Genomic DNA, 14007 nt, shown 5'->3' with positions numbered 1-14007 from the left:
CAAGATGCTATACTTTCCGGAACCAAACTTTTCCGGGGGGCGAAGCGTGACAGTCAGGGGAGGCGATGCATCCGCGCCCGCCGAGACGGCGCTGCCCGATGCCGAACTCCATGCCGAGGGCTTCCGCAAGACGCGGGAGGCGCAGCGCTCCGCGCTGGCCGAGGATTATGTGGAGTTGATCGCCGATTTGATCGAAAGCGGGCAGGAGGCGCGGCAGGTCAACATCGCCGCGCGGCTGGGGGTGGCGCAACCGACCGTCGCCCGCATGCTGGACCGGCTGGCGGCCGACGGGCTGGTCTACCGCAAGCCGTACCGCGCCGTGTTCCTGACCGACGCCGGCCGGCGGATCGCCGAGGAAAGCCGGGAGCGCCACCAGACGGTGGTGGCCTTCCTCCGTTCCCTCGGCGTCAGCGCCGACACCGCGCGGATCGATGCCGAGGGCATCGAGCACCATGTCAGCGCCGAGACGCTGGACGCCTTCCGCCGGGCGCTGGCGAAGGGCGGCTGACCCGTCAGTGCGTTCCGCAGGAGTTGCCGGGGCGCTTACGGGGTAGGGCCGCGTCGCAGCCACAGCATCCTCCGCCGCAGCCGCCCGCCTGTGAGGGGACCGGCCGCCCGGCCAGACGGTGCAGGCGGTTGCGCAAGGATGCCGGCAGCAGGATGGTCCAGGTCACCCAGGCGAAGGCGGCGGCGACGATCAGCCCAACGATGAGGCTTTCCATCATGACTCAGCCTCCCAGCAGGGCGGTGGAGAGCCGGAAGGTGACGAAGGCCGCGCCATAGGCGAGCGCCGTCATGTAGCCGATCATCACCAGCATCCAGAACCAGCTGTTGGTCTCCCGCTTCACCACCGACAGGGTGGAGACGCATTGCGGGGCGAAGACGAACCACGCGAGCAGGGACAGGGCGGTCGGCAGGCTCCAGTCGGCCGCCAGCACGCCGGCCAGCGAACCGGACAGCGCGTCTCCCGTCTCGCTCAGCGCATAGACGGTGCCGAGGGCGGCCACTGCCACCTCGCGGGCCGCCATGCCCGGCACCAGGGCGATGGCGATCTGCCAGGTGAAGCCGATGGGGGCGAGCAGCGGGGCCAGCGCATGGCCGAGCATCCCGGCGAAGCTGTAATCGATGGCCGGCCCGATCGCTCCGTCCGGCGCCGCCGGGAAGCTGCCGAGGAACCACAGCAGGATCATGATGGCGAAGATCACCGTGCCGGCACGGGCCAGGAAGATGCGCGTCCGCTCCAGCAGGCCCAGCAGGATGTCGCGCGGGCTGGGCAGCCGGTAGGATGGCAGCTCCATCAGCAGCGGCTCGCGGGCGCCCTTGAAGATCGTGCGCTTCAGCACGAAGGCGACCGCCAGCGCCGACAGGATGCCGGCGGCATAGAGGGTGAACATCACCAGCCCCTGCAGCCCGATCATGCCGCCGGCCACCGTCCGGTTGGGGACGAACGCGGCGATGATGAGCGTGTAGACCGGCAGGCGGGCCGAGCAGGTCATCAGTGGGGCGATCATGATGGTCGCCAGCCGGTCGGCGCGGTTCTCAATGGTGCGGGCGGCCATGATGCCGGGAACCGCGCAGGCGAAGCTGGACAGCAGCGGGATGAAGGCCCGGCCATGCAGCCCGACCCCGCCCATCAGCCGGTCGAGAAGGAAGGCAGCCCGCGCCATGTAGCCGGTGGATTCCAGCATCAGGATGAAGAAGAACAGCACCAGGATCTGCGGCAGGAAGATCAGCACGCTGCCCACCCCGGCGATGATGCCATCGGTGATCAGGCTTTTCAGCATGCCGTCCGGCAGGGCGGCACCGGCGGTGGCCTGCACCCAGCCCAGCGCGCCGTCGATCATGTCCATCGGCACGGCGGCCCAGGCGAACACCGCCTGGAACATCAGGAACAGCACCAGCAACAGGAAGGGCAGGCCGACCGCCGGATGCAGCAGGGCCGCGTCGATGCGCCGGGTGGCGAGCGACGGCTTGCCGGCATCCTGAAGGGCGGCGGCCAGGATGCTCTCGACTTCCTGGTGATAGGCGCGCAATTCCAGCGCCGACGGTTCGCTCCAGCCGCAGGGCGCGGCGGCGAGATCGGTCGTCATCGCCATCATGCTGCGGTCGATCTGGTCGAGCAGCCCGCTCACCCCGCTGCGTTTGACCGCCACCGTCGGTACCACCGGGACGCCCAGCGCCGCCGACAGGGCCGCCGCATCGACACGGCAGCCGCGCGCCTCCGCCACGTCCATCATGTTGAGCGCGAGGATGATCGGCCGGCCGAGCTTCTTCAGCTCCAGCACCAGCCGCAGATGCAGGCGCAGGTTGGTGGCGTCGGCGACGCAAACCATCGCGTCGGGGGGCGCCTCGTGCTGGAAGCGGCCCAGCACCACGTCGCGCGTCACCTCCTCGTCGGGGGAGCGGGCGCGCAGGCTGTAGGTTCCCGGCAGATCGACGATCTGCACGCGGGTGCCGGCAGGGCTGAGGAATTCGCCGACCTTGCGCTCGACCGTCACGCCGGGATAGTTCGCCACCTTCTGGCGGGCGCCGGTCAGGGCGTTGAACAGGGCGGTCTTGCCGCAGTTGGGATTGCCGACCAGCGCGATGCGCGGCGGCACGGCCAGAAGCGCAGGATTGGAGAGAACGGTATCGGACATCGCGGAAACCCTTCCGCTGGAAGAGGAGGCGACGGCTCAGCCGAGCGTCACCAGAACGGCGTGCGCCTCCGCCCGGCGCAGGGCCAGGATGTGGTCGTCGATGCGCACGGCAAGCGGATCGGCGCCGGGGAATCCCTCATGCAGGATTTCCACGCGGGCGCCTTCGATCAGGCCCATCTCGATCATGCGGCGTTCCAGTTCGCCGGGCGGCAGCGGGGTGACGACGGCGGCCTCGTCGAGGCCGGTCACCACCGCGCGCTGACCCTTGCGCAACGCGCCGAGACGGCAGCTGTCGCCGCTGGCCGGAGGGTCGGCGGAGCCACTGGGCATCGGGCCGGGTGCTTGGCCGGGAACCAGACGGGTAGCGGGGGAGGGAGTGGCATCGCGAACGGAGGCGGGCAACGGCGGAGTCATCGGAAAACACCTATCGGCAGCACGCCGCGGAGGACGTGCGGATCAGCGGCTATGGCCGCCGACGCCATATTGATGCGAATAATTTTCATTTGCGATGTGACGAAGCGCCGCGGAGCCCGCTTGCCGGGTGGGGAGGAGGCAGGGCGAGACTGCCCGATCCCGATGGAGAACAATTTTCTTTATTTTCCCGCCGGGCAGAGTGCTGGCTTTTGACGTTTCGCCTCCCTCCAACTCGCATGTCATATGAAGATCTGACAGGTAGACCAATTCGAAATAGCAACGCTCAAGCTTTGCTGCGCTGCAACCATGGTGTGTATTGGTTTGTCCGGGATCGCAAATTTTTAGGTTAAGGATGACCGCTCCGCCTCAAGCAGGGTCAAAAAGCCGTAGAAACCACACAAAACCCGGTCATTTGAAAATAAATCGCCGTATCTTCCCAAGCATTTTTTATATCAGTACCGCCAACCGACTACATACTGACGTATGCAGCCGCTAAGCGAAAACTTTTATTTCCGATGCAATTTCGGTTTACCAATTCTTTGGAGTTAGGATTTAGCCTCCGAAGCAATTCTTCGCAGCGGTTGTGTGTCTGGAGCCAATGATGCAACCAAATTCGGTCGCACGTCCGCCTGTGACTCTGCCTGTTCTGACGATAACTGGAATTTGCCTGTTTTCTTTTTTGATTTGTGAAAAATTTTACGGAACTGTTGGGCTGGAGCCTTCTTCTCCTGCCGCACAGGTTGTGATGACTGCCGCACGCAACCATGTGGCGGCCGTTGCGGCTGTGATTTCGGCGGCCGTTGCGGCTGCCGGGCTGCTGCTGCCATCACTGCTGCGCGCGGCCGGCGCCACGCCCTTGCGGGCGCTGACGGTGGTGGCGGCAGCGATGCTGGCATGTGGTGCCGGGACCCTGCCGCGGCTCGCGGGTCTGCTGCCCTCTGAGGCGGTGCTCGGCTTCTTCTATGACGGGGCCGTGCTGTTGGTCGTCTGCCTTCTTCTGGCGTTCGAAGGATTGCTCCTGCTCGCCGCCCGGCCGCGCCGACGGGATGCGGAACCGGCATCTGCGGTGGGTGCCATCCGCGCCGCATTATTCCTGTTCATGCTGGCTGAGGAACTGTCGCGATCCTTCCTGCCGCTTTACGCGCGTGAACTCTACAAGCCTGTTCCCGGCCTGTCGGAAACCCTGATGATGGGCCTGCCGATCGGCCTGTTCATGCTCCTGGTCGCCGTCTTCACGCCCTTTGCCGGCGCCTGGGCCGACCGGTTCGGCTACCGCCGCACGCTGCTGCTCGGCACCTTGCCGGCGGTGGCGGGGTTTGCCGGGACGGCGACGGCCGGGTCGCTGGCGGAACTGCTGCTGTGGCGCAGTGCCTGCGCGCTCGGCTATGCGGTGATGTTCATCGGCGCGCAGGGCTTCGTCGCCCGCCATACCCCGGCGGATCGGCGGGCGCGCGGCATGGCGCAGTTCGTCGCCGCGGTGATCGTCGCCGGCCTGTGCGGTGCGCCGCTGGGCGGCATCCTGGCCGATCAGTTCGGCTACCGCGCCACCTTTATGGTCTCGGCACTGCTGGCGCTGGCTGCGGCGGCGGCAGTGGCGCTTCTTCCGGCCGACCGGGTGGAACGGGTCGCGCGGCGTCCCTTCCGCATGGGCGATGCGGCCGCGCTGCTGGCCAATCCCCGATTCCTGGCGCTGCTGCTGTTCTCGTCGGTGCCGACGAAGCTGATGCTGACCGGATACCTCTTCTATCTCGTCCCCGTTTCCCTCCATGCGGCGGGAGAGACGCCGGCCGGGATCGGCCGCCTGATGATGGCCTATGGGCTGATCATCGTCCTGCTCGGCCCGTGGGTGTCGAGGGCGGCAGACCGGACCGGACGCCACGCCCTGTTCGCCGGTCTGGGCGGACTGGTGGGCGGGGCCGGCACCCTGGCGATCCTGCAGGAGCAGGGCGTCGCCGGGATCCTGATCGGCATCGCGGCGCTTGGCGTCGCCCATGCCTTCAACAATGCCACCCAGTTGGCCCTGGTGCCGGAGATCTGTCGCGCCGACTGCGCCCGCATGGGCGAATCCAGCGTCTTCGCGGTCTATCGCCTGCTGGAGCGTGGCGGTTCGGTGATCGGTCCGCTGCTGGCTGCCGCACTCGCCGACCGCTTCGGGATTCAGGCGGCGCTGGTGGCGCTGGGCGTGCTCGGCATGCTGTGCGGCACGGCCTTCTGCGCGGTCTTCCTGCTGACCCCTTCCACCTCGCCGACGGCGGGGGAGGCCGTCCGATGAATTCGCCGGCAGCCCTGCCCCGCAAGTCGACCTTACACCCATCGACCCCACACCCATCGATCACGGAGGCTTCGACGCCCATGCCTGACCAGATGCTCGTGGAGCCCCTTCGGACCATGCCCATCCCCTCCTTTGCCGGAGAGGCTCTTCCCGCCTACGGCCGCCACGACCGCGCCATGGAGGCGCTGCGCGCCACCCTGGACGCGCTCGGCGTCGGATCGGCCGAGGAGATGAGCTGGAAGGATTATGAAACGATCATGCGGGTGATCGAACCGCTGGTCGGTGCCGGCCACAGGCTGCGCCATTTCGACTATACCCACAGCGCCGCACTGCAGTCCGGCACGGTGGAGCGGCTGCGCTCCGACTACACCATCCGCCTTGCCTACACGGAATGGGGCAGCCCGCAGAAGCCGGCGCTGCTGTGCCTGGGCGGCATCGCCAACTCGGCCCGGCGTTTCGACTATGTCGCCCGCGCGCTGTCGCACCACTACCATGTGCTGTGCCTCGATTGGGCGGGGCGCGGGCGCAGCGGCTGGCTGGCGGACCAGTCCGACTACAGCTTCGACGGCAACGTCGCCCAGGTCCTGGCGCTGATCCGGCACAAGCAGCTGGGGCCGGTCACGCTGCTGGGCTCCTCGCTCGGCGGCAGTGTGGCGATGCGGGTGGCGGCGGAGGCGCCGGAGTTGGTCGACCGCCTGATCCTGAACGACATCGGCCCCTTCATCCCGACCGAGCGCCGCCGCCGCCGTGCCGAGTCCGTCGCCCGCCATTATGTCTTCCGCCAACCGGCCCAGCTTTTCCACCGCACCGGAGCGGCCCAGAAGAACGACGGGCCGGTGGACGACACCGTTCTGCTGCACAACAGCTTCCATCAGACCCGCTGGTCGGAGGAGAACGGCGGCCGGGTCTACCGCCACGACATCCGCGCGCTGCAATGCTACCGCGACGGCGCCGTCCGGGACCACGACCAGTGGGACGACTGGCAGCGCATCGAGTGCCCGGTGCTGCTGGTGCACGGCATGATGAGCGACGCCCTGCAGGAGGCGACCATCGCCCGGATGACGGGCAAGCCGGGAGTGAGCGTCCTGCATGTGCCGGACGTCGGCCATACCCCGACCTTGAGCGATCCGCTGCACATCGATGTGCTGGCCCGCTGGATGTCGGCGCCCCATTCCCTGCCGGCGGAAAGCACCATCGGCTGGAGCGCGGGCGCTGCCCGCATCCTGTTCCGCTGAGGGGGCCGGGGATGACCGACCGCTTCCACTTCGTCCGCCATGGCGAGACCGAGGACAACCGGCGCGGGGTCCGTTGCGGCGGCGACCGCGATGTGCCGCTGACCGACCGCGGGATCGAACAGGCCCGGTGGGAGGCGGAGCGGTTCCGCCAGTCCGGACGACCCTGCGGCCTCGTGATCGTCGGGCCGTTGCAACGCACTGCCGTCACGGGTGCGGTGTTCGCCGAAACGCTGGGCGTCCCGCTGCTCCGGCGCGACTGGCTGCGGGAGCGCAGCCTGGGCGAATGGAACGGTCTGGCGATCGACCTGACCCGCCCCTGGTTCGCCGCCGGAGAGACGCCGCCGGGAGGGGAGAGCGAAGGCGCCTTCGCCGCGCGCGTCCTGGACGGCGTCGATGAACTCGCCAACGGGCCCGCCGGCCTGCTGGCGCGCCGGCCGCTTCTGGTCGGCAGCAAGGGAATCGGCCGCATCCTGCTGCACCGCCTCGCCGGCCGGCCGGGGGTGGAGCTGGGGAATTGCGAGGTCATGGCCTTCACCCGCCTGTCCGCCCCGCCGGGCGGCACGGGATGGTGGCGTTGCGACCCGGTGGAGAGACCGCTGGAGGCAAGAGCCGGGGCCTGCTGCCCGGCCTGACCTTCGAGCCGGTCTGACGATCAATTGAAAAATCGATGCGTGAATGCCGCGCGATGCCGCGTGGATCAGGAGTGAGGAGAAGGGCGATGAAGCTCAAGATTGGTACGCGGCTCATGCTGCTGGTGTTCGGTGTGGCGCTGCTCAGCACGCTTGCCGGCGCCACCGTTCATCTGACGGGAACGCGCACGAACCTGATCGAGCAGCGCAAGGCCAAGGTCAAGGAGATGGTCGATGCCGCCGCCTCCGTCATCGCGCTGTATGGCGAGCAGGAGAAGTCCGGGAAGCTGACGCGCGATGAGGCGCAGGAACGTGCCCGCAGCGCCGTGCGCGCCATGCGCTACGGCAATGGCGAGTATTTCTTCGTCTACGACTATGCGGGCGTCAGCCTGGTTCATGGCCTGCGTCCGCAGGTGGAGGGCAAGAACCTGCTTAACCTGAAGGACCCCGATGGTGTTCCCTTCAACGTGTTGATGACCGACGCGGCCAAGTCGGGCGGCGGCTTCGTCGCCTTCCGCCACAAGCGCAGCGACGATGCCGAGCCGACCCCGAAGATCGCCTATGCCGCCGGCTATCAGCCCTGGCAGTGGATGATCGGCACCGGCGTCTATACCGACGACGTCGATGCGGAATTCCGTGCCCGCGTCTGGCGCGAATTTGGAGTCTCTCTGCTGCTGCTGGCGATCAGCGTCGGTATCGGCATCTGGGTGTCGCGTGGGATGTCGCGTCCGCTGCTGGCGATCCGTGACGTGCTGGGCCGCATCGGCGGCGGTGACCTGACCGTCGCCGTGCCCCATGCCGACCGCCCCGACGAGATCGGCGACATGGCCCGTGCCGTCGCCGGCCTCGCCACCACCCTCCAGGGTGCTCGCGACGAGAGCCAGCGCGGCGAGCTGGAACGTGCCGCCCGCGATCTCCAGCGCGAGCGCCTGTCCGCCCGGGCCGCCGAGTTCGCCCGCGCGATGGACGAGGTGGTGGCGACGCTCAGCACCACCACCGTGGCCCTGCACGAACGCACCGCCGCCCTGACCAGCGACGCCGCCAGCACCACCGAGGAGGCGCATGCCGCCGCCGGTGCTGCGCAAGGCGCGTCCGACAGCGTCGAATCCGCCGCCCAGGCCAGCGAGGAGTTGCGCGGTTCCATCGCCGCGATCAGCCGGCAGGTGGAAAGCGCCGCCCAGACCGCATCCCGCGCGGTGACGGAAACCGCCAACACCACCGGCATCGTCACCGGCCTTGCCTCCGCCGCCGAGCAGATCGGCGCGGTGGTGGAACTGATCAACTCCATCGCCGGCCAGACCAACCTGCTGGCGCTGAACGCCACCATCGAGGCGGCGCGCGCCGGCGAAGCCGGCAAGGGCTTCGCCGTCGTGGCGAGCGAGGTGAAGAGCCTGGCCACCCAGACGGCGAAGGCGACCGAGGACATCCAGTCGCAGGTCGGCGCGATCCGCGGGGCGACCGCGAACGCCATCAGCGCGATCGAAAGCATCGCCGGCCTGATCACCAACCTCAGCGCGCTGAACGGCGAAGTGGCGTCGGCGGTGCAGCAGCAGGAGGCGGCGACCCACCAGATCTTCGCCAACGCCCGCACCGCCGCCGACAATTCCCGCCGCGTCACCAGCAGCGTCGGGTCGCTGTCGTCCACCATGACCACCACCAGCGAACGGATGCGCCTGGTCTCCACCAGCGTGGAGAGCGTGTCGCAGCAGTCGGAGCGGCTGAAGGACGAAGTCCAGCGCTTCGTGTCGGAGGTCAATGCGGCCTGATCGGCCTACCTGATCGGGTGGCGGCAGGGGGCGGATGCCCGGCGGTTCAGGCCGCCGGGGTCCGCCCCGCTTTCTTTCCGGCCGCAATTCAGCCCTTGCCCCGTCCAGGGACCGGCAACCAAATAGGGGCCATCGAACGGGAAGGTACAGGATGACAGAGACACAAAAGGATCCCTTCGCCGCGGCGGCGTCCTTCAACGCCGGGGTCTATGGCACCGGACTGCGGCCGGTGTGGGCGGACCGGCTGGCGGAGGCCGTTCGGCGCCTGCTGCGGGCGGCGGGCAGCGAGGCGGGGGAGGCGGCCGTCGTCGCCGACCATCTGGTGGAAGCGAACCTGCGCGGGCATGACAGCCACGGTGTCGGCATGCTGGCGATGTATATGCCGGCGATCGCCGCCGGGCTCTTGCGGCCCAACCGGCATGCGGCGGTGATCGGCCGGTCCGGTCCCTTCCTGGCGGTCGGCGGCGGCAGCGGCTATGGACAGGTGATCGCGCGCGAGGCGATGGACCTCGCCATCGAACAGGCGCGGCGGGACGGGCTGGCGGTGCTGTCCCTGCGCGACAGCCACCATATCGGCCGCGTCGGCTCCTATGGCGAACAGTGCAGCGACGCCGGTCTGGTGGCGCTGGCCTTCGTCAACGTCGTCACCCGCCCGGCGGTGGCGCCGCATGACGGCACCCGGCCGCGGCTGGGCACCAACCCGATCTGCATCGCGGTTCCGGGTACGGGTTCGACCCCGGCCCTGGTGCTGGATTTCGCCACCAGCGCCGTCGCCGTCGGCAAATGTCGGGTCGCCATGGGCAAGGGGCAGGAGATGGCGCCCGGCCTGCTGCTCGACCCGCAGGGGGAGCCCACACAGGACCCCGGCGTGATGTTCCAGGACCCGTCGGGCGCGCTGCTGCCGCTCGGCGGGCACAAGGGGTTCGGGCTGGCGCTGATGTGCGACGTGCTGGCCGGTGCGCTGGCCTCGGCGATGCCGGGCACGCCGTCGCACCAGAATTCCGGCCGGGTGATGAACAACATGTTCGCCATCGTCTTCGATCCGGCGCGCGGCGGCAACGTCCAATGGGCGGCCGATCTCGACGATCTGGTCGCCTATGTCCGCGACACGCCCACCGCACCGGGGGCGGATGCGATCCAGATGCCGGGCGAGCCGGAAAGCCGCACCCGCCGCCAGCGTTTGGCCGACGGCATCCCGCTGGACGGCGCCACGCTGGCGATGCTGGACAGCCTGGGGCGGGAGCGCGGGCTGGAGCTGGGCGAACTGTTGGCCTGAGGGCGGTCAGCCCAGCAGTTTCAGCGTCGCCTCGTCCGGTTGGCCGCCGCAGTAGCGGTCCAGGGCCTTGCGGTAGAGGTCGCCGTCCTCTGCCGCAGCCCGGGCGAACAGCGTCATGGAGGAGCGGAACTTCAGGTCGTCCGGCGAACCGAAGATCTCATGAAGCGTCCGCCCCTGCACCGCCAGCACCGTTTCCGTCGCCTGCACCAGCCGTGGGCCGAGGATCGGGTGCGCCAGATAGGCCCGCGCCTCATCGAGCGAGGCGATGCCGTAGAACTGCGCGGTGGCGGAGCGGCCGAGGTCGCGCAGCTGCGGGAAGATAAACCACATCCAGTGGCTCCGCTTATGGCCGGCCCGCAATTCGTCGAGCACGGTCGCGAAGACCGGATCCTGCGCCTTGACGAAGCGCTGGAGGTCGAAAGGATCGCCGTCCGGCATGCTGCAGCTCCTCATCCGGTGTGTTCACCGAGACATCGGTCTTGTACCGGTGCTCCGCAATGACTTTGTGCCGGCGGACGGAATCCGCCGGCACAAGGGAGGCGACCGCTCAGCCGCCAGTTCCCAGCGCGATGGCGATCTTGCCGAAATGGCTGCCGCGCGACAGGGTCGCATAGGCGCCGGCCGCATCCTCGAAGTCATGGACGCGGTCGACCACCGGACGGATTTGGCCGGCGTCGATGGCGCGGACGGCTTCGCGCAGGTCGGCCACCGATCCGGTGTTGCTGCCGACCACCTTCAGCATCTTCATGATGATCGGGAACAGCGAGGCCTGGAGGTCGGCGCCGCTGAGGAAGCCGATGAGGAAGACCGTTCCTTCCTCCGCCGTGGCGTTCAAGGACCGGGCGAAGGTCTGGGCGCCACCGGTCTCCACCACCAGATCGACGCCGGCCCCGCCGGTCAATTCCAAGACCCGCGCGTCCCAGTCGGGCGTCGTCCTGTAGTTGATCGCCTCGTCGGCACCCAGCGCCTTCGCCCGCTCCAGCTTCGCGTCGGAGGAGGAGGTGATGATGACTCGGGCACCCGACGCCTTGGCGAATTGCAGGGCGAACAGGCTGACGCCGCCGGTGCCGAGCAGAAGGACGGTGCTTCCCGGACGCACCGCGCCGGTGCGGATCGCCCGCCATGCCGTGGTCGCGGCGATGGGCAGGGTCGCCGCCTCGGTGAAGGACAAATGGCCGGGCACCGGCACGAGGCTGGCGGCGGGGACCACCGCGTAATCGGCGAGCGAACCGGGCATGGTGATGCCGCGCATCCGCCGGCCGGCGACCGGCGGCAGCGCGCCGGCCTGCCAGTCGGGCAGGAAATGCGGGATGACCCGGTCGCCTTCCGCCAATCCGGTCACGCCGGGACCGATCTCCGCCACTTCCCCCGCACCGTCGGCGACGGGGATGAGCGGCAGCGACGGCACGGGAAAGGCGCCGGTCGCCACCGCCAGATCGACATAGTTCAGGCTGGCGGCGTGCAGGCGGACCAGCACCTCGCCCGCGCCTGGAGTGGGGCGCGGCAGTTCGGCGATGCGGAGGGCGTCGAGACGGGGGGCTTCAAGCTGATAGGCGCGCATCGGGATGGATCCTTGCTTGCTGTGATGTGTGACGCGAGGCTATCCCGTTGCGCTTGGGCCTTTAATCCGGAGTCTCTGCATGATATTGCTGCATATCATGCACGAATTGAGCGATCAGGGACTGGAGGAGGTGGCCGCCTTTCTGGCGGTTCTCGACACCGGGGGCTTTGCGCCGGCGGCGCGGGTGCTGAATCGCGACGCCTCCGTGCTGTCGCGCCGGGTGTCGGCGCTGGAACGGCGGCTGGGCGTCCGACTGCTGGAGCGCACGACCCGGCGGGTGACGCCGACCGAGGCCGGCCGCCGCTTCGCCGACCGGGCGCGCATGGCCTTGACCCTGCTGGCCGATGCGGAGCGCGAGGCTGCCGATGCCGGGGCCGTTCCACAGGGTACGCTGCGGCTGTCACTGCCGGAGGCGTTCGGTCGGCTGTGGGTGGCGCCGCTTCTGCCCGACTTCCTCACCGCCTTTCCGCGCGTGCGGATCGAAGCCTTCTACAGCGACCGTTTCGTCGATCTGGTGGGGGAGGGATTCGACCTTGCCATCCGCATTGGCCGGCTGCCCGACAGTTCGCTGGTGGCCCGCCGGCTGGGGGCGGAACGGCGGCTGGTCTGCGCCGCGCCATCCTATCTCGCCGCAAGGGGAATCCCGCAGGAGCCGGCCGAACTCGCCGGCCATGACGCGCTGCTGTTCGCGCTGTTCGACTCACCGTCGGATTGGCATTTCAGCCGGGGGCGCGAGCGGGTGCGGGTGCGGCTGTCCGGGCCGCTGCTGACCGACAATGTCGACAGCCTCGTCCATGCCGCGGTGGCCGGAAAAGGGCTGCTGGTGTGTTCGGAATGGCTGATCGGGCGGGAACTGGCCGGCGGGCGTTTGGTCCGCGTGCTGCCGGATTGGGAGGTCGGCAGCGACGCCGGCAGGGGCGGCGGCGGGGAAGCTGCCATCCATCTGGTCCGCCCATCTGGCCGCTTCACCGCCGGCAAGACCCGTGCCTTTGCTGATTGGATCGCGGAGAGGCTGTCGCCGCCGCCCTGGAACAAGCCGCCCTGACCGCTATTTCCGGTCAGCCGCCGTCGATCTCCACCCGCATGCGGACGAGGTCGCGGTTCCAGGTGATCTTGCATTTGTCCAGGTTAAGCCGCGTCATGTAGACGTAGGCGGTCTTGCCGACATCGTCGAAGTTGCGGCCCTGGCTGCCGGGATCGAGCAGTGCGGGATAGTCGAAGGCCGCCTTGTCGCCGCAGCCGTAGCGGAACAGCAGCGGGGCCGCCCACAGAAGCTCCGGCTTCGACCAGCTCACCAGATCCGGCGAGGTCGTGGTCCAGATGCCGGTGCGGCCGTCGCGGGTCATGGCCAGCGTGGCGATGAACAGGCCGCTCGCCCGGTGCCGGACGATGCTGCGCACGGTGCCTTGCAGGGCATCGGGGGCGACCGGGGCGCAGAGATGGGCTTCCGGAGCATCCTTGGCTTGGTCATCACGGACGAAACGGACGGAGAAGGATTTGCCGTCCCAGCCGCGCCAGGACTGCGGATCGGCGAGATTGTCGGTCCGCATCAGGCAGGCGCCGCGCAACTGCGCCCCGAACCGCTCGGCCCATAGGAAGGCGTACCAGTGGTCGCCGTTGCGGACGATGTTGCTGGGCGCGAAATAGCCGGTGCGCTGGCCGACGTCGCCGGCATAGGGGTAGGGCAGCGTCGCGACGGTGTGGTTGGGCGGCGGCGCGCTCAGCCGGAAGCTCGCCCCGCCATCGCTGGAGACCGCCGACGTGATGCTGTTGCGCCAGCAGCGCATGTATTCACCGGACGGGCAGAGCGCAGGACGCTTCTGGGCGTGAAACTCGTTGCTGACCAGGGCGAAGACGGTGGTGCCGTCGGGCGTGTAGAAGGACGAAATCCAACTGCGGTCGTCATGCAGGCGCGGATCGTCCTGGCCATGGCCTTGGAAGATCACCGCACAATTCGGCCGCACGGCGTCCAGCGACGGGCCGGTCAGCGCCCGTGCGGTGGAATGCGAGGCGATCAGATGCACCGTGCCGCCCGCGTCGCGGAAGGCGCGCGCCGGGGTGTCCGGCGCGTCGCTTTGGGCGCAGGCGTCGCGCTGCCAGGAGGTCACCGTTTCCGGTTCCCCCGTCCTTTTGATCGTCAGCGCGTGGGCCGGGGCGGCGACCATGCCCATCGCCAGCAGGAACGCCGCGGTTCGGTTGAGCATGGCTGCCACCA

13 protein-coding genes are annotated in these 14007 nt (G+C 68.8%); 7 read left to right on the top strand and 6 right to left on the bottom strand.

The window, feature by feature from the left end:
- Positions 1–46 precede the first annotated feature (46 nt).
- A complete protein-coding gene (mntR, locus tag ACCD06_RS31545; RefSeq protein WP_413346181.1) occupies positions 47–508 on the top strand; it encodes a manganese-binding transcriptional regulator MntR in 462 nt (153 codons plus the stop codon).
- Positions 509–512: 4 nt separating this feature from the next.
- On the opposite strand, the gene ACCD06_RS31540 is transcribed toward mntR, so the two are convergent.
- The 3 genes from ACCD06_RS31540 to ACCD06_RS31530 are packed head-to-tail and all read right to left on the bottom strand — an operon-like array spanning position 513 to position 2969.
- Positions 513–725 (bottom strand): hypothetical protein, encoded by a 213-nt coding sequence (locus tag ACCD06_RS31540; protein ID WP_413346179.1) that lies wholly within the window; start codon positions 723–725, stop codon positions 513–515.
- A 3-nt stretch (positions 726–728) separates the two neighbouring features.
- Positions 729–2639: a ferrous iron transporter B gene (gene feoB / locus ACCD06_RS31535; protein ID WP_413346177.1), complete on the bottom strand. Its 1911-nt coding sequence runs from the start codon at positions 2637–2639 to the stop codon at positions 729–731.
- A gap of 36 nt (positions 2640–2675) precedes the next feature.
- Positions 2676–2969 (bottom strand): FeoA family protein, encoded by a 294-nt coding sequence (locus ACCD06_RS31530; RefSeq protein WP_413346175.1) that lies wholly within the window; start codon positions 2967–2969, stop codon positions 2676–2678.
- 829 nt (positions 2970–3798) lie between these two features.
- On the opposite strand from ACCD06_RS31530, the gene ACCD06_RS31525 reads away from it, so the two are divergent.
- The 5 genes from ACCD06_RS31525 to ACCD06_RS31505 all read left to right on the top strand — a co-directional run bounded on the left by ACCD06_RS31525 (position 3799) and on the right by ACCD06_RS31505 (position 10231).
- Complete coding sequence (locus ACCD06_RS31525; RefSeq protein ID WP_413346173.1) at positions 3799–5325, top strand: MFS transporter; 1527 nt, start codon at positions 3799–3801, stop codon at positions 5323–5325.
- A 116-nt stretch (positions 5326–5441) separates the two neighbouring features.
- Positions 5442–6560 carry an alpha/beta fold hydrolase gene (locus ACCD06_RS31520; protein WP_413346172.1) on the top strand — a complete coding sequence of 373 codons (1119 nt, stop codon included), beginning with the start codon at positions 5442–5444 and terminating at the stop codon, positions 6558–6560.
- An 11-nt stretch (positions 6561–6571) separates the two neighbouring features.
- A complete protein-coding gene (locus tag ACCD06_RS31515; protein ID WP_413346171.1) occupies positions 6572–7192 on the top strand; it encodes a histidine phosphatase family protein in 621 nt (206 codons plus the stop codon).
- Positions 7193–7278: 86 nt separating this feature from the next.
- Complete coding sequence (locus tag ACCD06_RS31510; RefSeq protein WP_413346169.1) at positions 7279–8955, top strand: methyl-accepting chemotaxis protein; 1677 nt, start codon at positions 7279–7281, stop codon at positions 8953–8955.
- A gap of 151 nt (positions 8956–9106) precedes the next feature.
- Positions 9107–10231, top strand: coding sequence for a malate/lactate/ureidoglycolate dehydrogenase (locus tag ACCD06_RS31505; RefSeq protein WP_413346167.1), 1125 nt, complete (start codon positions 9107–9109; stop codon positions 10229–10231).
- A 6-nt stretch (positions 10232–10237) separates the two neighbouring features.
- Here the strand turns inward: ACCD06_RS31505 and ACCD06_RS31500 are convergent, their stop codons facing one another.
- Positions 10238–10669 carry a DUF1810 domain-containing protein gene (locus tag ACCD06_RS31500; RefSeq protein WP_413346165.1) on the bottom strand — a complete coding sequence of 144 codons (432 nt, stop codon included), beginning with the start codon at positions 10667–10669 and terminating at the stop codon, positions 10238–10240.
- 109 nt (positions 10670–10778) lie between these two features.
- Entirely contained in the window at positions 10779–11792 is a 1014-nt protein-coding gene (locus ACCD06_RS31495; protein WP_413346163.1) for a zinc-dependent alcohol dehydrogenase family protein, read from the bottom strand.
- A 79-nt stretch (positions 11793–11871) separates the two neighbouring features.
- Between ACCD06_RS31495 and ACCD06_RS31490 the strand changes: the two genes are divergently transcribed.
- Positions 11872–12837, top strand: coding sequence for a LysR family transcriptional regulator (locus ACCD06_RS31490; protein WP_211103428.1), 966 nt, complete (start codon positions 11872–11874; stop codon positions 12835–12837).
- 13 nt (positions 12838–12850) lie between these two features.
- Here ACCD06_RS31490 and ACCD06_RS31485 read toward each other — a convergent pair whose 3' ends face one another.
- Positions 12851–13996 carry a hypothetical protein gene (locus ACCD06_RS31485; protein WP_413346161.1) on the bottom strand — a complete coding sequence of 382 codons (1146 nt, stop codon included), beginning with the start codon at positions 13994–13996 and terminating at the stop codon, positions 12851–12853.
- Positions 13997–14007: the final 11 nt, after the last annotated feature.

The organism is Azospirillum sp. CT11-132, from assembly GCF_047302835.1.
Lineage (GTDB): Bacteria > Pseudomonadota > Alphaproteobacteria > Azospirillales > Azospirillaceae > Azospirillum.
The sequence above is the reverse complement of the archived record's forward strand: the minus strand, read 5'-3'. Positions and strand labels throughout refer to the sequence as shown.

What these genes read in the sequence shown, in the direction of transcription:
- ACCD06_RS31530 (WP_413346175.1), bottom strand. Translation starts at nt 2,969, where the DNA reads ATGCCCAGTGGCTCCGCCGACCCTCCGGCCAGCGGCGACAGCTGCCGT.
- ACCD06_RS31540 (WP_413346179.1), bottom strand. Translation starts at nt 725, where the DNA reads ATGATGGAAAGCCTCATCGTTGGGCTGATCGTCGCCGCCGCCTTCGCC.
- ACCD06_RS31510 (WP_413346169.1), top strand. Translation starts at nt 7,279, where the DNA reads ATGAAGCTCAAGATTGGTACGCGGCTCATGCTGCTGGTGTTCGGTGTG.
- ACCD06_RS31500 (WP_413346165.1), bottom strand. Translation starts at nt 10,669, where the DNA reads ATGCCGGACGGCGATCCTTTCGACCTCCAGCGCTTCGTCAAGGCGCAG.
- ACCD06_RS31525 (WP_413346173.1), top strand. Translation starts at nt 3,799, where the DNA reads ATGACTGCCGCACGCAACCATGTGGCGGCCGTTGCGGCTGTGATTTCG.
- feoB (WP_413346177.1), bottom strand. Translation starts at nt 2,639, where the DNA reads ATGTCCGATACCGTTCTCTCCAATCCTGCGCTTCTGGCCGTGCCGCCG.
- ACCD06_RS31515 (WP_413346171.1), top strand. Translation starts at nt 6,572, where the DNA reads ATGACCGACCGCTTCCACTTCGTCCGCCATGGCGAGACCGAGGACAAC.
- ACCD06_RS31485 (WP_413346161.1), bottom strand. Translation starts at nt 13,996, where the DNA reads ATGCTCAACCGAACCGCGGCGTTCCTGCTGGCGATGGGCATGGTCGCC.
- ACCD06_RS31520 (WP_413346172.1), top strand. Translation starts at nt 5,442, where the DNA reads ATGCCCATCCCCTCCTTTGCCGGAGAGGCTCTTCCCGCCTACGGCCGC.
- ACCD06_RS31490 (WP_211103428.1), top strand. Translation starts at nt 11,872, where the DNA reads ATGATATTGCTGCATATCATGCACGAATTGAGCGATCAGGGACTGGAG.
- ACCD06_RS31495 (WP_413346163.1), bottom strand. Translation starts at nt 11,792, where the DNA reads ATGCGCGCCTATCAGCTTGAAGCCCCCCGTCTCGACGCCCTCCGCATC.
- ACCD06_RS31505 (WP_413346167.1), top strand. Translation starts at nt 9,107, where the DNA reads ATGACAGAGACACAAAAGGATCCCTTCGCCGCGGCGGCGTCCTTCAAC.